Genomic DNA, 14,920 nt, shown 5'->3' with positions numbered 1-14,920 from the left:
GCGCGTGCCTCATGGCCCGGCCGCGGCGAGCGCGATGGCGCCGATGAGCGCGGCGTCGTCGACGAACCGGGCCGTCACGACCTCCGGCGGGAACGGGACGGCCCGCGCGACGGTCGCGCGGATCGCCGGAAGCAGCGACGGCTCGGCGGCCATGCCGCCGCCGAGGACCACCCGTTCGGGGTCGAGCGTGGTCGCGAGGTTGGCGACCGCCAGGCCGAGCGTCCCGGCGGTGTCGTCCAGCAGCGCCGCCACCCGCGGGTCGTCCCGGCGGGCGAACAGGCCGGCGGCCGTCACCGCCTCGCCGAGGACGGCCGAGGCCCGCGCGGCCAGGCCGCTGCCCGAGGCGTACTCCTCCAGCGGCGCGCGGCCGTCCGCGCACCCGGGCTCGCCGCGCCGCCGCAGCAGGTAGCCGATCTCGCCGGCGGCGCCGTGCGCGCCCGGCACGACGCGCCCGCCGACGACGATCCCCGCGCCGAGGCCGGTGCCGAGGTTCACATAGACGCCGGTGCCGACGCCCGCGAGCCGCCCCCAGCGCGCCTCCGCGGCGGTGGCCGCGTTCACGTCGTTGTCGACGCGCACGGGCGCGCCGAGGTCGGCGGAGACCAGGTCGGGCAGCGGCAGGTCCTCCCAGCCCGGGACGTTGGGCGCCAGCCGCACCCGCCCGTCCCGGACGACGCCGAACGTCGAGACGCCCACCGCGGTCAGCGTGCCGGGGGTCGCGGCGACGAGGCGGTGCGCCGCGTCGAGCGCCCGGCGCACCACCCGCTTCGCGCCGTCCGCGGCCCGCGTCTCCAGGCGGGCGCGGCGGAGCGGCGTCCCGGCCGCGTCGGCGGTGGCCAGCGCGACCTTGGTCCCCCCGAAGTCGATCGCCAGGATCATGCGGGCTGCGGTTCGGCGCCGCCGGGTTCGGTGAAGGGCTCGCTGATCTCCTTCGGCCCGAACGGCCAGATCCGCTCAAGCCGCGCCCAGACCAGGTACGCGACGACGCCGGCCGCGAGCCAGACGAGCGACAGCACGATCGGCTTGGTGCCCGCCGACTTGTAGATGTAGATCCAGCCCGCCAGCGCGACCAGGCTCGGCAGCGGGTACAGCCACATCCGGTACGGGCGCGGCAGGTCCGGCTGCCGGCGCCGCAGCACGGTCAGGGCGACGACCTGAGCGACCGACTGCACCAGCACGAACACGGCCGTCAGCATGCTGATGACGTCGGTCAGGGTGAACAGCGAGCCGATCGCCGTGATGACGCCCATCGCGTACAGCCCGAACGTCGGGAACTTCAGGCGCGGATGCAGCCGCGCGAACCACGGCAGGAACAGCTTGTCGCGCGCCGCGTTGTAGGGCACGCGGGAGCCGCCGAGGAGCCCGGCGAACACCGACGCGAACGCCGTGACGATGATCCCGACCGTGAAGACCTGCGCGGCGCCCTTGCCCCACGTCCTCTCCAGGACGAGGGACGCGAACGAGCTGGACTCCTGCGTCTTCTCCCACGGGATGACGCCGAGGATCCCGACCTGGAGGAGGAAGTACAGCGTCATCATGCCGAGGATCGAGAAGATGATCGCGCGCGGGATCACCCGGCCCGGTTGCCGGACCTCGGCCCCGAGGTAGGCCGCCGTGTTGTAGCCGAGGTAGTCGTACACGGCGATGACGAGCCCGGCGCCGAGCCCGTGGAAGAACTTCGACCCCGCGTCGCGCGGGTAGGTGAACGCCAGGTCGGAGTGGAAGTGCGTGAACGCGGCGAGGATCACGCCGAGCACCGAGACCAGCATGACGACGAAGAAGACCGTCGTGAGCAGCCCGATGTCGCCGATCTTCCGGTACAGCGCCGCGACGACGACCGCGACGACGGCGATCGCGAGGACGTGGCCGCCGGTCGACAGGCCGGAGCCGTCCACGAGCGAGGGCCACAGGTAGCCGGCGTACTGCACGAGCCCGATCACCCCGGTCGACATGATCAGCGGGATGAAAAGCACCGCCGACCAGACGAACAGGAACGGCATCAGCCGGCCGGTGCGGTACTGGAACGCCTCGCGCAGGTAGAGGTAGGTGCCGCCGGCGCCGGGCATGGACGCGCCGAGCTCCGCCCAGACCAGGCCGTCGGCCAGCACGATCAGCGCGCCGACCAGCCAGCCGAACATGGCCTGCGGCCCCTCCATCGTGGAGATCATCGCAGGGATGGTGACGAACGGCCCGATGCCGCACATCTGGGTCATGTTCACGGTGGTGGCCTGGAACACGCCGAGCCGCCGTTCGAACCCCGAGCCCGCGGGAGCGGTCATCTCGGTCCTCCCTTCCTCGTGACCGGACGCCTCGCCCCCGCCCGACGTCGATGCGAATGTAAGGGAGGCTCCCTAACAAATCAACACCCGAGGCGTGCGCCGTGCCGGGATATGTCAGGCTTTACACGTGCCGAGCCGGGAGACCGCCAACACCACCAGCGTGCTGCGGATCATGAACGAACGCGCCGTCTACGAGCAGATCCGCCTGCTCGGACCGGTGTCGCGACCGCAGCTCGCCGCGGCGACCGGGCTGTCCAAGCCCACGATCTCGCTCGCGCTCGCCGACCTGGAGCGCGTCGGCCTGGTCAAGGCGATCGGCCGCCGCACCGGCGGCGCCGGGCGGTCCGCCCGGCTGTACGGCATCCGGCCCGAGACCGGCTGGGTGATCGGGCTCGACGTCGGCCGGGAATGGATCCGCGCCGCGCTCGCCGACCTGTCCGGCGAGATCGCGGTGCGCGAGGACGTCCGCTCGGTCGGCGCCGACGGGAGCACCGGGCCGGCCGCGCTCATCGACCGGCTCGGCCGGATCGTCGACGACCTGGCGAAGGCCGCGGACGGCGCCGTCACCAGCATCGTCCTCGGCACCCCCGGTGTCCACGACGTCGAGAACCGGCGCCTCCGGCTGGCGCCCAACCTGCCCGGGTGGGACGAGCCGGGCGTCACCGCGCGGCTCGCGCGGCGGCTGCCCGCGCCCTGCACCATCGAGAACGACATCGACCTGGCCGCGCTGGGGGAGCGGGGGTACGGGCTGGGCGAGGGCGTGGCGCACTTCGCGTTCGTGTCGATCGGCACCGGCATCGGGATGGGGATCGTCCTGAACGGCGAGCTGCACCGCGGCGCGCGCGGCGCGGCCGGGGAGATCGCGTGGCTGCCGTTCGGCGAGGCCGACCCCCGGGAGACCCGGTCGCACGGGATGCTGGAGTCCGTCGCGTCCGGCCCCGGCGTCGTCGCCGCGGCGAAGCGGCTCGGCATGACCGGGCCGATCACCGCCAAGCGCGTCTTCGACGCGGCCCGGGCCGGCGACCCGGTCGCGGCGGAGGCCGTCGCGCACGAGGCCGGGCACGTCGCCCGCGCGCTGGCCAGCGTCGTCGCGCTCCTCGACCCCGACCTGATCGTGCTCGGCGGCGGCATCGGCGGGCACGGCGCCGACGTGCTCCTCGGCGCCGTGCGCGACCGCCTCGAGGCGATGACCCCGCTCGGCGCGCCGCGCGTCGAGGTCTCCGCCCTCGGCGACGACGCCGTCGTCCTCGGCGCCCTGGCCACGGGCCTGGAAACGGCCCGCGACCTGGTCTTCGCCCGCGCCGTGACCGAGGCGTGAACCGCCGCCGGGGCCCGCGGCCTCAGGGCGTCGGCAGGTCCAGCTTGGCGGCGAGGGCCTCCAGCATGTCCGCCTGCCGATCCGGGCGCACGTCCAGGAGGTTGGTGGCGAGGTGCATCTCGTCGGCGCCGACCTCGGCGGCCAGGTCGAGAGCACGCAGCGTGCCGTCGATGAAGTCGGCGGTGGACACGTCGGTGCCGGGCGGTGCGGGGAAGGCGCTGACGAGGACGGTCCCGTCGCCGCCCGCGTCCCAGTACCAGCGGACCTGGGTCCGGGTGTCGTCCCAGTTCACGGCGGTGGTGACGAACCCGTCCCCGATCCGTGCCGCGCGCTCGACGGTGCGGCGGGTGATCGCGCCGAACAGGACCGGGATGCCGTCGCCGTACGGCTTCGGGCCGATCTTGGAGGCGGGGATCCGGTAGTGCTCGCCGTGGAACTCGACCGGGTCGGGACCCCAGCAGGCGCGCATCGCGGCGACGTGCTCGGCGAAGCCGGCGCCGCGCCGCGCGGCGGGCACGCCGGCGGCGGTGAACTCCTCGGGGATGTAGTACGGGGCGAGCCGGGTGCCGCCGCCCTGCCCGACGCCGGCGACCACCCGGCCCCGGGACAGCTGGTCGAGGGTGGCGAGCCGGCGCGCCACGACGACGGGCGGCTGGAAGATCGTGTTCAGGATCGCGGTCGTCAGCCGGATCCGCCGGGTGTGCGCGGCGGCCCAGGTCAGCACCTCCAGGACGTCCCACGGCGCCGACTCGGGCAGCCCGGCGTCGTTGGTCCAGTGCGGGCCGACGGGGGTGAGGAGCCGGTCGCTGACCGACACGGCGTGGAAGCCGGCCCGCTCGGCGGCCCGCGCGACCGTGACGACGGCGTCGGGTCCGGCGTGCGGGCCGAAGTGCTGGAGGGTGACTCCGAGGCGGGGCAGGTCCATCGCGTGATCTCCGTTCATCGGTCGCCGGGCATGCGCCCAGGCGAAGGCGTCCTTCCCGGATAGGTCGGAGCCGTCTCGCCGTTCTTGCGCCCTCCGGAGCGGAAACCGGCGACGGATTCCCGGCGCGGCGGCCGGCGGGTCAGTCCGGCCGGCGCAGCCCGGCGATGAGGAGCGCCACCAGCCGGCGGGCGTCGTACCGGGGATCGGTGTCCGCGCCGATGCACAGGTTCCCGACGCCGCGCATCAGCTCGTAGGCCTCCAGGCCGGGGCGGATCTCGCCGGACGCGGCGGCGGCGCCGAGCAGCCGTGCGCAGACGGGCACGAGGCGGTCGAGGAAGTAGGCGTGCAGCGCCTCGAAGCCCGCCTCGTCCGACTGCAGCACGGCGGCGAGCCCGTGCTTGGTGACCAGGAAGTCGACGAACATCTCGATCCAGCGACCCAGCGCGGCGTGCGGGGTCGGTCCGGCTTCGAGCAGCGCCGGGCCGGCCTCGGCGCAGGCCTCGATCTGGTGCCGGTAGACGGCGATGATGAGGTCCGCCCGCGTCGGGAAGTGCCGGTAGATCGTGGCCGTCCCGACGCCCGCCTCGGCGGCGATGTCGCGGACCGGCGCCTCCACGCCCGACGCGACGAAGACCGCGGCGGCCGCGTCCAGCAGGGCCTCCTTGTTGCGCCGGGCGTCCGCCCGCTTGGGACGGGCGGTGCGGTCGTCCGCGTCCGCCTCCCGCTCGCTGCCGCTCACCGAGCCCTCCACCTCCGGATTGCTAAACGGGACAGTGTCCCGTATGTTCGAAATGGGACAACGTCCCGTTTGTTCATGATGGCAGACCCGGGCGCGGCCACCAAGCCGGGTCCTCCTAGGAAAGGCCGTTCCATGCCCGATTCGAACGCAGTGACCGCTCCGGTCGTGTCCGTGAAGCCGGTCGTGCTGCCCGCACCCGGACGCGGCGCGGATCTCCAGGTCCGCGTGTCCGCGCCCGTGACCGGGCACGACCTGCCGGTCGTCGTCTTCTCGCACGGCTTCGGCTGGTCGATGGACGGCTACGCGCCGCTGGCCGACTTCTGGGCCGCCGCCGGTTTCGTGGTCGTCCAGCCCACCCACCTCGACTCCAGGACGCTCGGCCTGCCCGCCGACGATCCCCGCACGCCGCTGATCTGGCGCATCCGGGTGGAGGACCTGAAGCGCGTCCTCGACGGGCTCGACGCCGTCGAGGCGGCCGTGCCGGGCCTCGCCGGACGGGTGGACCGCCGCCGCGTCGCCGTGGCCGGGCACTCCTGGGGAGCGCAGACGGCGAGCATGCTGCTGGGAGCACGGGTGCTCGACGCCGGCGGCGTCCCCGGGGAGGACATGACCGATCCCCGGGTGACGGCGGGCGTGCTGCTCGCCCTGACCGGCCTCGGCGGGGACGACCTGTCCCCGTTCGCCGCCGAGCACTTCCCGTTCATGAACCCGTCCTTCGACGGCATGGCCGCGCCGACCCTCGTGATCGCGGGGGACGAGGACCGGTCGCCGCTGTCGGTCCGCGGCCCGGACTGGTTCACCGACCCGTACTTCCTCAGCCCGGGGAGCAAGAGCCTGCTGACCCTCTTCGGGGCGGAGCACTCGCTCGGCGGCATCCCCGGTCACGGCGTCGCGGAGACGACCGACGAGAGCCCCGAGCGCGTCGCGCTGATCCAGCGGCTCACCACCGCCTACCTGCGCAGCGCCCTCGACGTTGAGGACGGGGCCTGGCTCGCGGCGTGCGCCGAGCTGGAGGGCGACCCGCAGGCGCTGGGGAAGATCCAGAGCAAGTGACCGCTCCCCGCCGGGCGCGGCTCGGCGGGAGGGATCAGGGCGCCGGGGGACGGGCCCGCGCGGTGCCCCGGCCCCCGGCGCCGATCGGCAGCCGGACGGCGGGCGGGAGCGGCGCGGTGGGCGCGTCCGCCTGGAACGACCGGATCATCAGGGCCGCGAAGCGGCGCGAGGCCGCGAGCCGCGCCGCCCGCGACCCGGCGCGGATGCCCTCGTTCGCCATGAGGGCGAGCACGACGTCCTCGATGACGACGTCCTTCCGCAGCCCGCCCGCCTCCTTCGCCCGCCGGATCAGCTCGGCCAGGGCGCGCAGGGTGCGCTCGCGGCCCTCCACGAAGTCGTACACCTGCGGGTACTGCGAGGTGAGGGCGTGGGCGAAGCCCCGGTCCAGGGCGTGGACCTCCATGAGCCGCTCGATTGCCGCGGCGAACCCCCGCCACGGGTCGGCCGCCGCGAGGCCCTCCTCGACGATGCCGATGCACGCGGCCATCTGCTCGGCGAAGGCCGCCGTGAGCAGCGCCTCCTTGGTCGGGAAGCGGCGGTAGAGCGTGGCCGGGCCGACGCGCGCGCGGCGGGCGATCTCCCGCATCGGGACGTCCAGGCCCTCTGCGGCGAACGCCTCGCGCGCCACTTCGAGGATGCGCTCCCGGTTGTCCCGGGCGTCCGAGCGGAGCTTCCGAACCACTTCGTCCGTCACCGCTCTCACTTTAGCCAAGCGGACGGGGTGTTCCGTTACGGTCGGCGGCATGAGAGCAGTCCAGTTCGAGGAGTACGGCCCGCCGAGCGTCCTGCGCATCGCCGAGGTCGAGGCGCCGCACGCCGGGCCGGGCGAGATCCGCGTCGCCGTCCGGGCGTCGGGGATCTCGCCGGGGGAGACGCTGATCCGTTCCGGGGCCATGCGCGGCCTGGTGCCTGTGACCCTTCCGTACCGGACGGGGTTCGACGCGGCGGGCGTGGTGGACGAGGTCGGCGAGGGCGTCACCGGCGTCGCGGTCGGCGACGAGGTGTTCGGCATGACCGCCATGACGGCGCGCGGCGCGAACGCCGACTTCGCGGTCCTGGCCGCCTGGGCGCCGAAACCGGCCGCGTGGAGCTGGGAGGAGGCGGGCGGCGCCGCCGGAGCCGCCGAGACGTCCACCCGGGTCCTCGACCGGCTGGCGGTCGATGCCGGGCAGACCGTGCTCGTGCAGGGCGCGGCCGGCGGCGTGGGCACGGTCGCCGTGCAGATGGCGGTCGCGCGGGGCGCCACCGTCATCGGAACGGCGAGCGAGCGGAACCACGACTTCCTGCGATCCCTCGGCGCGGAGCCGACGACGTACGGGGCGGGGCTCGCCGAGCGGGTCCGCGCCCTCGCGCCGGACGGGGTGGACGCCGTGTTCGACTGCGCCGGAGGCGCGCTGCCCGACCTCGTCGCCATCGCCGGGGACCCGGCGCGCGTGGTGACGATCGCCCCGGACCTCACCGCCGCGTCCCACGGCGTTCACATGTCGCACGGCGCGCCGGTCGACGACACGGGCGCGGCCCTCGGCGTCGGCGCCGACCCGCTGGCGGTGCACGGCCTGCCGATCGCGGTGGCCCTCGCCGCCCGGGGGCGCCTGCGGGTGCCGGTCGCGGCGGCGTTCCCGCTCGCCGAGGTCGCGGCGGCGCACGAGCTGAGCGAGGGCCGCCACGCCCGCGGCAAGATCGTGCTGGTGGGCTAGGGGCCGCTAAGGGCCGGGCCGCGCAGCTCCTTGGGGCAGGACGTACCGCGCGGCATCTTGTAGGGGGCGGCCAGCCGGTAGGTGCCGGCCCTCGGGGCGACGAGCTCCGTCCAGGAGTCGCCCGAAGCGTCCGGTGCGGTCGGCGCCAGGCAGCCGTTCGGGTTCTCGTACTGCGGCGGCCGGCTCTCGTCGTACTTGCGGATCTGCTTGGACGCGTCCGTCTCGAAGGGCGGCTGGAGGCTGTGGCCCTCCCCGTCGACCAGGCTCAGCCAGGGCGAATAGGGCAGGCGGATCAGGATCCGGCCCGGTGCGCCGACCTTCAGCGTCATCTCGTTCTGCTCCGCGCGGACGACGGTCGTGTTCGGCTCGGCGAGAGGCGCGGGGTCGGTGACGGCGTACAGGTGCCAGTTGCTGTCGCTCCAGATCTTCTTCAGGTACGGCAGGCCGTTGCCGACCAGCTCCCGCTCGCGCTCGGCGCCGTTGTCGGGCGCGTCCGCGGGCAGGACGACGTAGTGGACCGCCCAGTGCTTCAGCCAGTCGTGGTACGTGCCCACGGTGAGCGTGCCGTCGTAGAAGAGGGGGTTGCGTTTGATGTCGGCCTGGCGGTTCCAGCCCCGCGCGAGGTTCACGTAGGGGGCGAGGGCCGAGGCCTCCCGGTGCGAGCGCGCCGGCACGACCTCGACCCGCCCGCGCTCGGCCCCCGCCTTGCGCAGCTCGTGGACGAGGGGCGCGAGGCGGCGGGTCCAGGCGGCGGCCGGGTGGGCGCGGACGACGTCCTGGACCGTCTTGATGCCGATCCAGGTCGTGAACCCGAGGAACACCAGCACGATCGCGTACCACTTGCGCGACCGCGGCTCGGTGAAGGGCAGCGCGGCGATCAGCACGACGCCGGTGAACAGCATGGAGAGCCGGGTGATGTTCGTGCCGATCTGCGAGGTGATCAGCGTGGCGAACAGCACGACCGCCGAGCTCACGACCGACGTGATCCGGACCGTCCGCCATTCCTTCGGGACGAGCAGGATGACGGCGACCGCGAAGACGATGGGCAGGATCGCCGACCCGAGCGGCATCGGCTGGGTGCCCGAGAAGGGGAACAGCCAGGCCGACACCGCGACCACGACGACGGGCGCGACGCCGAGCGCGTAGGCGGCCGGCCTGCGCTTCTGCAGGAACAGGGCCGCGGCCACGAGCCCGATGTACAGCCCGGCCACGGGGGAGCAGGCGGTCGCGAGGCCGGCGAGCGGGCCGGCGGCCACCGCCTTCGCCCAGCGGTTGCCGCGCAGGGGGCGGGGGGTGCTGAAGACGATCGCGGCCGCGGCGATGCCGAACATCAGGCCGAGGCCGAACGTGACCCGGCCCGACACCGCGTTGCAGATCAGCGCGAGGACGCCGGCGAGCGAGGGCCACAGCGGCCGGCGGACGTGCCCGCTGCGGGTGAGGATCACGGTCATCAGCGCCGCCGAGACCGTGCCTGCGATGATCATCGTGGTCCGGACGCCGAGCAGCGACATCACGTACGGCGACACGGCGCTGTAGGAGACCGGGTGCATCCCGCCGTACCAGGCGAGGTTGTACGCCGATCCCGGGTGGCGGCCCGCGAACTCGGCCCAGGCGTCCTGCGCCGCGAGGTCGCCGCCGCTGCTGGCGAGCGTGCCGAGCCACAGCAGGTGCAGGACCGCGGCGATCGCCGTCACGAGCGTGACCGGGTGGCGCAGGAACCGGTTCAGCGACGGGCGCCGGTGCCCGGAATCCTCCGGCGTGCCGCGTCCGTCCGGACGTTCGGGCGGCCGTTCGCCGCCGGGACGGGTCCGGCCCGCGTCCCGCCCGGTGTCGCCGTCCAGGGTGGTTCCGGGCCCCGGGTCGGGATCATGGGCGCGCGGGGCCTGCGCTGCGGTCACTGACGGGACGCTCCATGTCTGTGCTCATGCCCGGCAGGGCGTAATAAACCGGTATATGAACACTACGGGGGAAACCCCGGACACTTCATATCGGCCGCCCTGCTGGTGGTGCCGCCGAGTCGCATGGGCGCCGTCGCGGGGCCAGCGCAGGATCCGGCGCCGGACTCGTCGCCGGGGCTGAAGCGGGTGTGCGGTCAGGCGAGGCCGGGCGAGCCGGGGGCCTGGAGCTGCCCGGCCGCGGCCTCCGCGTCGCGGCGCAGCTCGGGCGGGATCAGCTCGAGGAGCTGGTCCGGACGCAGCGGGAGGTCGAGGAGGCTGAGCTTCACCCGGCTGCGGCTGGCGTGGTCCCGCGCCGACAGCCGGACGACCTGGCCGGCCTCCGGCAGCATCGTCGCGGTGAGGCGGTCCCCGTGCCCGAGCTCGGCGGCGGCCGTCCCGTCGATGTCGAGGGTGATGGGCGCGCTGTCCGCCGCGACGCAGAGGCGGATCTGGTCGGCTGCGCCTAGCACGACGGGCCGGCTGATCCCGGACATGGGGGCGACCGGGGTGATGGCCACCGCGTTGGAGGACGGCGACACGATCGGCCCGCCGGCGGCGTAGTTGTACGCGGTGGAGCCGGTCGGCGTCGACACCACCAGCGCGTCGGCCCGGTAGTAGCCGTACCGCAGGTCGTTGACGGTGAGGTCGAGGGAGACGGCGCCGGACCGGGACGAGCGGCCGAGGACGACGTCGTTGAACCCGGACCGGGTCGTCAGCTCGACGGGGCCGGCGTCCACGCACAGGGCGGCGTGCTGCTCGATGGTGAAGTCGTGGGCGGCGAGCCGCGCCAGCGCCGCGGGCAGCTGCGCCGGATGCACCTCGGCGAGGAACCCCAGGTTGCCGTGGTTGACGCCGAGGACGGGCACGGGACGGTCGATCACCAGCCGCATCGCGCCGAGGATCGTGCCGTCGCCGCCGAGCGCGATGAGGCCGTCGACCTCGGCCGCGAACCGGGCGTCCGGGACGACCTCGACGCCGGACGGCACCCGGTGCCGGTCGGCGGGCCGGGCCAGCACCCGCGCCGGGCGGTCGCGGGCGGCCGCCACGATCGTCTCGATCGACGGGCCCACCGGCCTGGTCGGATGGAGGACCAGCCCGACCGCCCTGACCTGCGGTTCCGCACCCATGCCCTCACCTTACGGGGTGCCCTCCCGGCGGGATCGCGGCACCGGGCGGGTGTCAGGGAAGGGCGCTCCGGGCGGTGCGGCATCGGTGCGGTAGAGGTGTACGAGGCCGCGCGTCACGGCGGCGGGCCAGACCGTCGCGTGCTGCTCACCGGGGATGACCTCGCTGCGGACGCCGACACCCGGGCACCGCTTCAGCCGGTCGGTGAACGCGGCGAGGTCGGCGACCATGTCGAGGCCCGACAGCGTGCGGAGCATCTCGGCCTCCATGACCGGCCAGCTGCGGTGCGGGGCGTCCTCCAGCTCGCCGACGGCGAGGTAGACGTCGGCGGCGTCCGGGGCGGCGATGGGCGTCCGGCGCGGGTCGAGCAGCAGATGGTCGTCCCACCACAGCGACGGGCTCACGGCCAGGAAACGGCGGAACCCCTCGGGGCGGCGCGCCAGGGCCCAGCACGTGAAGAGCCCGCCCAGGGAGAACCCCGCGAGCCCCCGGTCGGCGGGGTCGAGCGGATGGGCGGACTCGACGTACGGGGCGATCACGTCGCGGATCAGGTCGAGCGTCGCGTCCGCGCCGCCCGTCCCGTAGGCGGTCCTCACCTGCAGGTAGCCGGAGACGGCGCTGGTCGGCGTCATGTCGCGGGCGCGCTGGGCGCTCAGCCGCCGCAGGTCGTCGGTGGCGGGCGAGATGCCGACGACGGCGACCGGACGCAGCTGCCCCGCCGCGTAGGCCAGCGTCGTGTGGGCGATCTGCGCCGCGGTGGCGAACGTGAACAGGCCGTCGAGGAGGTACAGCACCGGGTACGGGCCGGGGCCCGCCGCCTTCCGCAGGTTCGGCGGCGGCAGGGCCACCGCGACATGCCACCGGTCGGTGGGCTCGCCGCCGGCGACCAGCGTGTACTGGACCGCGCCAGGCAGTTCCATGGGTCCCGCCGTCCAGCTGATCGCCATGCGCCAAGGATAAGGAGATCGCCCGGGGCGCCCCGGGGCGGTGTCGGAGATCACAGGGATCACCCTGTCCGATCGGTCAGACCTGACCGATCGGACAGTTAGCGTGGTGGCCATGGCGCGTACCCCGGCCGCCCTGCGCGGGCAGATCCTGGAGTCGGCGCTGCGCTCGTTCGCGCGGTACGGCTTCCGCGGCACGTCGCTGCAGCACATCGCCTCCGGCGCGGGCTGCTCGAAGGCGTCGCTGCTGTACCACTTCGCCAACAAGGAGGCGATCCTCGCCGAGCTGCTGGCGCCCGTGGAGCGGGAGGCCGTCGCGCTGGACGCGCGGCTGGCCGGCCTGGACGGCGAGGAGGCCGCGCTGGCGGCCGTCAGCGCCTTCGCCGACCTCACCGTGCGGTTCCGGCGCGAGATGAAGGTGCTGCTGGAGACCCTGCCGGAGCGGACCGCGCCGGCCGACCCGGCGCTCGACGGGCTCGGCGACCGGCTGGCGGACGCGCTGGCGGGCCGCTCGTCCGACCCGGCGGACCAGGTCGCCGCGTGGATGGCGCTCGGCGGCATGTTCATGACCGGCGCCGCCGACCCGCCGATGAGCGACGAGACGCTGCGCGAGGCGATGGCCCGGGCCGCCCTGCGGACGCTCGGCCGCGCCTCCGGCGGGGACGGGGACGCGTGAGCCCGCGCCGGGCGCCCGGGCGCCGGGGCGGGACCCCGATCGACGACATGAGGAAGGAAGCGGCTTTGTTCGCTCGTATCGGACGCGTCGTCGTGCATCACCCCTGGCGGGTGATCGCGGTGTGGCTGGTGGCCGCGGCGGCCGTGGTCGCGCTCGCGCCGAAGCTGACCGCGACCACCGACGAGGCGTCGTTCCTGCCGAGCCACTACGAGTCCATCCAGGCGCAGACCCTGCAGCAGAAGGCCTTCCCGCAGGCCGCCACGCCCGCCGCCATCATCGTGCTGGAACGGCAGGACGGCGCGCCCCTGACGGCGGCCGACTCGGGGCGGGTCGCCTCGGTCGGGAAGGCGCTGGAGGACGCGCACATCAAGAACGTCACGGCCGTGCAGACCGCCCCGGCCACCGGGAACAAGAAGATCCAGATCATCTCGGTGCAGATGCCGAAGCCGGAGGGGACGCAGGGCAAGAACCAGACCGACGCGGTGAAGGACCTGCGGTCCGCACTGCAGGACAAGCTGGACGGCACCGGCCTCAAGGGCGGGATCACCGGCACCGCCGCGCAGAACCTGGACGGCCAGGAGGCCGGGGCCAAGGCCGAGGCGATCACCGGGGCCGCCACGATCGGGCTGATCCTGGTGCTGCTCCTGGTGATCTTCCGGAGCCCGATCATCGCGCTGCTCCCGGTGATCACCATCGGGGCGGTGTCGCAGATCGCGACCGGGCTGATCGGCTGGGCCAACGACGTCTTCGACCTCAAGACCGACAGCTCGGTGAGCTCCATGCTCATCGTCGTGCTGTTCGGCGTCGGCACCGACTACATCCTGTTCCTGATGTTCCGGTACCGGGAGCGGTTGCGCGCGGGCGAGGACTCCAAGACGGCGATGGTGTCGGCGATCGCCCGCGTCGGCGAGGCGATCTCGTCGGCCGCGGGCGCCGTGATCATCGCGTTCCTCGCCCTGGTCCTGTCGACGCTGGCGCTGTTCCGCTCGCTCGGACCCGCGCTGGCGATCGCGGTGGCGACGACCCTGCTGGCGGGCCTGACGCTGATCCCCGCGGTGGTGTCGCTGCTGGGCACGAAGGTGTTCTGGCCGTCCAAGGCGTGGCGGCACGAGCCGAAGGGCGCCCGGTTCGCCGCGATCGGCGCGTCGATGGGCCGCCACCCCGGCCGGTTCGCCGTCGTCTCCGGCCTGCTGCTGGCCGTGCTGGCAGCCTTCTCCCTCGGCTTCCACTCCAACTTCGACCTGTCCGGCGGCTCCATCCCCAAGGGCGCCGAGTCGACCGTGTGGCAGAAGGAGCTGCTCAAGGGCCTGCCCGCGGGCGCCACCGAGCCGTCCGACGTCTACCTGCGCTCGACGGCCGGAACACCGCTCGACCGGGCCGGCCTCGCCGGGTACAAGGCGAAGCTGGCCGCGGTGAACGGCGTCGGCAACGTCGCCGACCCGGTGCTGTCGAAGGACGGGAGCGTCGCCGACTTCCGCGTCACGCTCGCCGAGAAGCCGGAGTCGTCGTCGGCCATCAAGGCGGTGAAGGGGCCGCTGCGCTCCACCGCGCACGACGCCGCCCCGGCCGGGACGACCGCGGTCGTCGGCGGCATCACCTCGGTGTTCGTCGACATCCAGGCCGCGGTCGACCACGACTACGCCGTCGTGTTCCCCGTCGCGGCCGTGCTGATCATGGTGATCCTCGGGCTGCTGCTGCGCAGCGTGGTCGCGCCCTGGTACCTGATGGCGTCGGTCGGGCTCGGGTTCGCCGCGACGCTCGGCGCCAGCGTGCTGATCTTCCAGCAGCTCCGCGGCGAGCCCGGGCTGATCTTCATGCTGCCGGTGATCATGTACCTGTTCGTGGTGGCGCTCGGCACCGACTACAACATCCTCATGATCGCCCGATTGCGCGAGGAGGCGCGGGAGGGGCGGTCGCCGCGCGAGGCGGCCGCGCTGTCGGTGCGGTACGCGGGGCCGACCGTCGCCGCGGCGGGCGTCATCCTCGCCGGCACCTTCGCCTCGCTGATGCTGGCGGGCGGCTCCACCCTGCTGCAGATGGGCTTCGCGATCTCGGCGGGCATCGCGATCGCGGCGTTCGTCATGGCGCTGTTCTTCACCCCCGCCGTGACCGCGCTGATCGGGCACGCCGCCTGGTGGCCCGGCCACGCCGACGCGCCCGCGCACGAACCGGCGCCCGGCGCGGACGCCCCGGGCGAGCCCGCCGCCCAGCCGACGAACCGGCGCTG

Annotated in this window: 13 protein-coding genes; 5 read left to right on the top strand and 8 right to left on the bottom strand. The window is 74.2% G+C overall.

The features are described from left to right. Window positions 1-9: 9 nt before the first annotated feature. On the bottom strand, window positions 10-879 hold the full coding sequence (locus tag F9B16_RS05300) for an ROK family protein (RefSeq protein WP_151538697.1): 870 nt from the start codon (window positions 877-879) through the stop codon (window positions 10-12). Continuing rightward, on the bottom strand, window positions 876-2,279 hold the full coding sequence (locus F9B16_RS05295) for an APC family permease (protein WP_151538696.1): 1,404 nt from the start codon (window positions 2,277-2,279) through the stop codon (window positions 876-878). The genes F9B16_RS05300 and F9B16_RS05295 overlap by 4 nt, the downstream gene beginning before the upstream one ends. 127 nt (window positions 2,280-2,406) lie before the next feature. Between F9B16_RS05295 and F9B16_RS05290 the strand changes: the two genes are divergently transcribed. Beyond that, window positions 2,407-3,597, top strand: coding sequence for an ROK family transcriptional regulator (locus tag F9B16_RS05290; protein ID WP_225991369.1), 1,191 nt, complete (start codon window positions 2,407-2,409; stop codon window positions 3,595-3,597). A gap of 22 nt (window positions 3,598-3,619) precedes the next feature. On the opposite strand, the gene F9B16_RS05285 is transcribed toward F9B16_RS05290, so the two are convergent. Both F9B16_RS05285 and F9B16_RS05280 read right to left on the bottom strand, forming a co-directional pair. Next, window positions 3,620-4,522 carry a TIGR03619 family F420-dependent LLM class oxidoreductase gene (locus tag F9B16_RS05285; protein WP_151538695.1) on the bottom strand — a complete coding sequence of 301 codons (903 nt, stop codon included), beginning with the start codon at window positions 4,520-4,522 and terminating at the stop codon, window positions 3,620-3,622. A 139-nt stretch (window positions 4,523-4,661) separates the two neighbouring features. Then, window positions 4,662-5,261: a TetR/AcrR family transcriptional regulator gene (locus F9B16_RS05280; protein ID WP_151538694.1), complete on the bottom strand. Its 600-nt coding sequence runs from the start codon at window positions 5,259-5,261 to the stop codon at window positions 4,662-4,664. 132 nt (window positions 5,262-5,393) lie between these two features. On the opposite strand from F9B16_RS05280, the gene F9B16_RS05275 reads away from it, so the two are divergent. Further along, window positions 5,394-6,314, top strand: coding sequence for an alpha/beta hydrolase family protein (locus F9B16_RS05275; RefSeq protein WP_151538693.1), 921 nt, complete (start codon window positions 5,394-5,396; stop codon window positions 6,312-6,314). Window positions 6,315-6,348: 34 nt separating this feature from the next. Here F9B16_RS05275 and F9B16_RS05270 read toward each other — a convergent pair whose 3' ends face one another. Continuing rightward, on the bottom strand, window positions 6,349-7,008 hold the full coding sequence (locus F9B16_RS05270) for a TetR/AcrR family transcriptional regulator (RefSeq protein ID WP_151538692.1): 660 nt from the start codon (window positions 7,006-7,008) through the stop codon (window positions 6,349-6,351). A 49-nt stretch (window positions 7,009-7,057) separates the two neighbouring features. Between F9B16_RS05270 and F9B16_RS05265 the strand changes: the two genes are divergently transcribed. Then, the gene (locus tag F9B16_RS05265; RefSeq protein ID WP_151538691.1) at window positions 7,058-8,011 is read left to right on the top strand and encodes an NADP-dependent oxidoreductase; all 954 of its coding nucleotides are present in this window, start codon (window positions 7,058-7,060) and stop codon (window positions 8,009-8,011) included. Here F9B16_RS05265 and F9B16_RS05260 read toward each other — a convergent pair. The 3 genes from F9B16_RS05260 to F9B16_RS05250 form a co-directional block, all read right to left on the bottom strand. Further along, window positions 8,008-9,909: an MFS transporter gene (locus F9B16_RS05260; RefSeq protein ID WP_151538690.1), complete on the bottom strand. Its 1,902-nt coding sequence runs from the start codon at window positions 9,907-9,909 to the stop codon at window positions 8,008-8,010. The genes F9B16_RS05265 and F9B16_RS05260 overlap by 4 nt on opposite strands. A gap of 194 nt (window positions 9,910-10,103) precedes the next feature. Next, on the bottom strand, window positions 10,104-11,075 hold the full coding sequence (locus tag F9B16_RS05255; protein ID WP_151538689.1) for an NAD(+)/NADH kinase: 972 nt from the start codon (window positions 11,073-11,075) through the stop codon (window positions 10,104-10,106). Window positions 11,076-11,084: 9 nt separating this feature from the next. Continuing rightward, window positions 11,085-12,020: an alpha/beta hydrolase gene (locus tag F9B16_RS05250; protein ID WP_192808632.1), complete on the bottom strand. Its 936-nt coding sequence runs from the start codon at window positions 12,018-12,020 to the stop codon at window positions 11,085-11,087. A 112-nt stretch (window positions 12,021-12,132) separates the two neighbouring features. Here F9B16_RS05250 and F9B16_RS05245 point away from each other — a divergent pair, with 112 nt between their 5' ends. Continuing rightward, window positions 12,133-12,693: a TetR/AcrR family transcriptional regulator gene (locus F9B16_RS05245; RefSeq protein ID WP_151538687.1), complete on the top strand. Its 561-nt coding sequence runs from the start codon at window positions 12,133-12,135 to the stop codon at window positions 12,691-12,693. 65 nt (window positions 12,694-12,758) lie between these two features. Continuing rightward, window positions 12,759-14,920 (top strand): MMPL family transporter (locus F9B16_RS05240; RefSeq protein ID WP_151538686.1); only part of this gene is annotated, 2,162 nt, incomplete at its 3' end.

This window comes from Actinomadura montaniterrae, from assembly GCF_008923365.1.
GTDB lineage: Bacteria > Actinomycetota > Actinomycetes > Streptosporangiales > Streptosporangiaceae > Spirillospora > Spirillospora montaniterrae.
This window is presented reverse-complemented; position numbering and strand designations above follow the sequence as displayed.